Genomic DNA, 4,214 nt, shown 5'->3' with positions numbered 1-4,214 from the left:
GTCAAGTGATGATTCTCCATTTCTCATAGAATTTTTGATTAACGTGTTGTTGCGGTTCCGTGAAATCCTCCCCTTTTCGAAATCAAACAAAAAAAGCGCTTACCCCCGGAAGAAAGGTAAGAGCCTTTGTATTCTCACAAATTCAAAAAGAAATTCAATGATCCACAATGCAACCTTTTCCCGGAAGGTATTCTACATCTATATTTAGGCAAGTCTCCTGACTTATGAGGTTGGTACGTTTCTTCCGCCTTCCCAGTTTTTCAACTAGTGGCTCATGGAAGTCACTCCCTCAATTACAGTGGCCGGACCGTCCAGGATTTTAACCTGGTTCCTTTTTAATCTTTACCCGCAAGTAAAGAACCAAAATATATAACTATTCAATTATTAAATCGCTTTCATTATAGTTTAATGGAAATAGAATTACAATAATTGAATTGGTAAAGTTTGCCTACAAGAAATGGATGATTTTTTATATAGAGATAAAGTGGGGGTTATCGCTCCTACGATTAAAAAGTCTCCAGAACTCATCATCCTCTTCTGAAGTGTCTGGGAATAATTCCAATATATAACTTTTTGATAAATAGACCTTTAGCCCACCTACTTCATCTGAGTCAATGATTTCAACAATCAAATGTTCTTTTCCTAAAATATCCTGCGATACGTTGGTAGTACCATTAGTTCAAAAATGCTTCTTATTAATTTGGTAAATTAATCCTCTTATTGAACTTACCTGCCTCGTTTGTTCAATAAGAAAAAGCTGCCTAAGCAGCACGAGGATCTTCAACTAAAGCACCCTTTAGATCAATAAGTTCAACAAAAAGTAGAATTAATCCTTCTTGGATTAACTGCTCCGAGTTGAATTATATAAATGCATTGTCAGTCACAAGGGAAAATTAAGTCTCCTAAATCATCAGGCTCCTTTTCTGTAATTTTTGTTGTTATAACAGCTCCGGTTGTTATAGAAATGAATGATTCCTCTAATTCAAAAACAATAGAAGTTAAGATTTCACTTTTCTCATCTTTAAATCCGTATCCACTAACTTTCTTAATTTTGTTTTGTTCGACAGAAAAACTAGAACTCATTAGTAGATGTTGATTGGGGGCAATTTCTGGCTCATACCTATATTCAATTGGTTCTGGTGTTTCCTGTTCTTCAATAATGAGAAAGTCATCTCCTATTTCGTCTTCGAACCAATCTATTTTCCAATACCAGAATTCAAGGGAATGTGGGTTTTTTATCTTTAAAATAAGTAGGACAGAATTAATAACTAAGAATTTATTGTATTGGTATACATTAAGTTGATTTGCATAAATACCAGTCAATAAACAACCCTGTACCAACTTTAAGCTTTGCCAATCTATTTTCATTTCTGTTCATCTCCCTTTTCTTCCTTCTTCAACTAACCTGCCCCGTTAGCACAAAAAGCGATTGCCTTTTTAAACAATCACACCATTATATTGATTAGCTATTAGAATTAAACTTTCTTTCTAATTCCTTAAATTCTTCGCTATTAATCATCTGAGGCTCTTTTTCATTCTTTTTTAATTTCGAACTGATAAGTCCTGTAATCAATGCAAATATTAGTGGACCTTGCCAAGTAATCGAAATATTCACCATAAAGATATCGAGTAATTTAATTAATGAAAAAGTCAGCCCTGTATCTAAAATAAATGACAACCACCCCTTACTTGATTGAATCATACCAACAGATTTTAAAGCTTTTGGTATTCCATCTTTAATAAAGGAGAGAGGTATTTCAAGGAATACGTACATAATAAAGAAAAATACTAAAGTACCAATTGAATTATATTGTAATCCGAGTAATCTCAAAAAGATGAATTCAAAAAAAGTAAGTACAAGTAAAATTATCAGTACAATTGACGCACAAATTACTATTGTTTTATTTTTATTCATATTAACCACCTCGTTTCAGTCAGGATACCTTTTGCTTTTATACAGATTAAATGTATATAAGTTCCGATTTAAATCAACAAACTTTCGTTTCAACCCTTGTTAAACTAAACTGCCACGTTAGTTGAATAAGAAAAGGGTTTTAACCCTTATTGAAGTAAAGCATCCGTTAGTAAAAAAAGAACGTTTCTTCATATTGAAGAAACGAATTTATTTTTCCGAATAAACCTATTGCAACAGCTGTGCCGTCTTCTGATTATTAAAATACCACCTATTTAGAATTCGTTGATCCAGCCATTAGTTACCGAAAAAATCTGTTGTGTATCTCTATTACGAATTTTGTACATGGTCATAAAAATAATCTATCCTTTCTCTCTCTCAATAGATGTTTCCATAACTTATCTAATAGTTTGACTATATAATATTCCTTTTAATTAATATGAGAATGTCTCATAATAGGATTTAGGGACTATTTAAAAGGAGATAATAAAAAGGAGATTGTGCCTATGAATCTATTTAGTTACGAACTAACAAGATTAGTTGATGATTATTTCAAGTGTGACTGTCCTAAACTGAAGTCTCAGATACGTGAAGATATTCAATTGCTAACTGATGCTTTTATACAAACCGAAGAAAACAAACAACTTATATAATAATCCAGTTTGCCTCACACTTCCTTTTATGATGACAGTAAGCATTATGGTGAGGGCAAACCTCCCATGTAGAATTATAAGGTTTTGTATAAAAACCTAAATTATCGAATCGTATTACGCTTACTTCCTTTTCCCCAAGAATTTTAGGTCCTATTTCAACATTTCCTTGTTCAACTAACCTGCCCCGTTATTTCAATAAGAAAAAAGAGCTGCCAAAGCAACTTAAGCCGTTCGGTTTTGGATCACTTCTTCCTAAATAAGCGGTTAAATCAACCCTGTTTTATTATCAAAATAAACAGCCAAATATAACTCAAATTAGCACCTCATTTCGAGGTGCTTTTATAATTGATAGAAAATTTTATCTTTTTAGAGGTAAAAATGGATATTGTTGGTATAATAAATAAAAGGAATTGTTATTTTTGTTTCACTAACGAGGCAGGTTTGTTCAATAACAAGTATTGAAAGAAGGTCTTTTGTGAGAATTATATTGTTTCCGTTATTATCATCAGTTGGGACAATGGCTCTATTATATTGGATTGGAAATATATTTAATTTATCTCTTCTTAGGTTTTCATTTGTTCTAAATGAGCCGTTAGAAAATGGGTTGATTTTTGATGCAAATATTGCAATACTTCCTTTTGCTATCGGCTTAATAGTTGGATTTATTGTGCAACGTATAGTTAAAGTCAGAAGCAACGAGGTACAATGAAAAGGAAGAGATAAAATGAAGGATAAAAATGGGAATAAATAAGTTCAAATTTTGCTGAAGCTGTTATTCCACTAACAGGTTCTTTAGTTGAATAAACGGAGAAGAAAATTGGTTTATTAAAAAGTAGAACAACTAGAAAAACATTGAGATAATACTCTGTGTTTTTTTCTCTATTCCAATCATAAATATTCATTTCCCGGTTTACAGGTTTCTTGTTTAGTTTATTCGGTTGTTTTTCGTCAATGCAATTTCACACCTCTTTATCATACCAAATAGATACCTAAATAATCACTTTACAATCACAATTGTAATAGCAATAATTGACCTGTCAATAGTATGATTATTTTAAAGGTAAAATCAATACAAACCTTGATATATCAATAAAAAATAGACACCCAATTGACTATCTAATTGGGTGTCTATTTAGGGTTATATTTCAAGAAAAGTGATTCAAAACTGAACGGCTTAAAAGCAACTCCACGATTTTTAACTAAAGCACCCGTTAGTTGAAGAACTAGAAACTAATATGAACTACCGTTTCTGAATCGCTTTAAACAGTAGATATACAATTCCACCAATAACAAATGCATAGGCTACAACTAATGAGTCTTCAACTTCTTTAAAAGGTTTACCGTGAGTAATTATGAAAAGTAATATTCCACAAATAATCATTACGCTGCCTATGAGGTACTTATCCAAGAATCTAATTAATTTATTCATTTATATACCTCCTCCAGTTTGCAAGAAATCCTCTTCAACTAACCTCCCTCTATAAATATTGATGTATCAACGGTTTGCACCACTTCGTAATGTAGAAAAAATTATTTTTTATATAATTTACATACATATTCTTGAATTTCTTGTTTTATTACCAAATAGAGCGTACGCTTCGCTAAAACTAATGGAAATCATTAGCTGTTTTATCCACTATGTGATGCAC

Annotated in this window: 3 protein-coding genes and 1 riboswitch; all 3 genes read right to left on the bottom strand. The window is 31.7% G+C overall.

Annotation, left to right across the window (positions count from 1 at the left end; all coding sequences use genetic code 11):
* Positions 1–190 precede the first annotated feature (190 nt).
* A riboswitch (cobalamin riboswitch) is annotated at positions 191–380 on the bottom strand.
* A gap of 496 nt (positions 381–876) precedes the next feature.
* Positions 877–1,368 (bottom strand): hypothetical protein, encoded by a 492-nt coding sequence (locus tag AC1DSB_RS15220; protein ID WP_477532015.1) that lies wholly within the window; start codon positions 1,366–1,368, stop codon positions 877–879.
* 94 nt (positions 1,369–1,462) lie between these two features.
* Positions 1,463–1,915: a YrvL family regulatory protein gene (locus tag AC1DSB_RS15215; RefSeq protein WP_477532014.1), complete on the bottom strand. Its 453-nt coding sequence runs from the start codon at positions 1,913–1,915 to the stop codon at positions 1,463–1,465.
* A gap of 1,890 nt (positions 1,916–3,805) precedes the next feature.
* Positions 3,806–3,994 carry a hypothetical protein gene (locus AC1DSB_RS15210; protein ID WP_477587026.1) on the bottom strand — a complete coding sequence of 63 codons (189 nt, stop codon included), beginning with the start codon at positions 3,992–3,994 and terminating at the stop codon, positions 3,806–3,808.
* Between the last annotated feature and the right edge of the window lie 220 nt (positions 3,995–4,214).

It is taken from the genome of Paenisporosarcina sp. P4_E4_2 (assembly GCF_056401595.1).
This window is presented reverse-complemented; position numbering and strand designations above follow the sequence as displayed.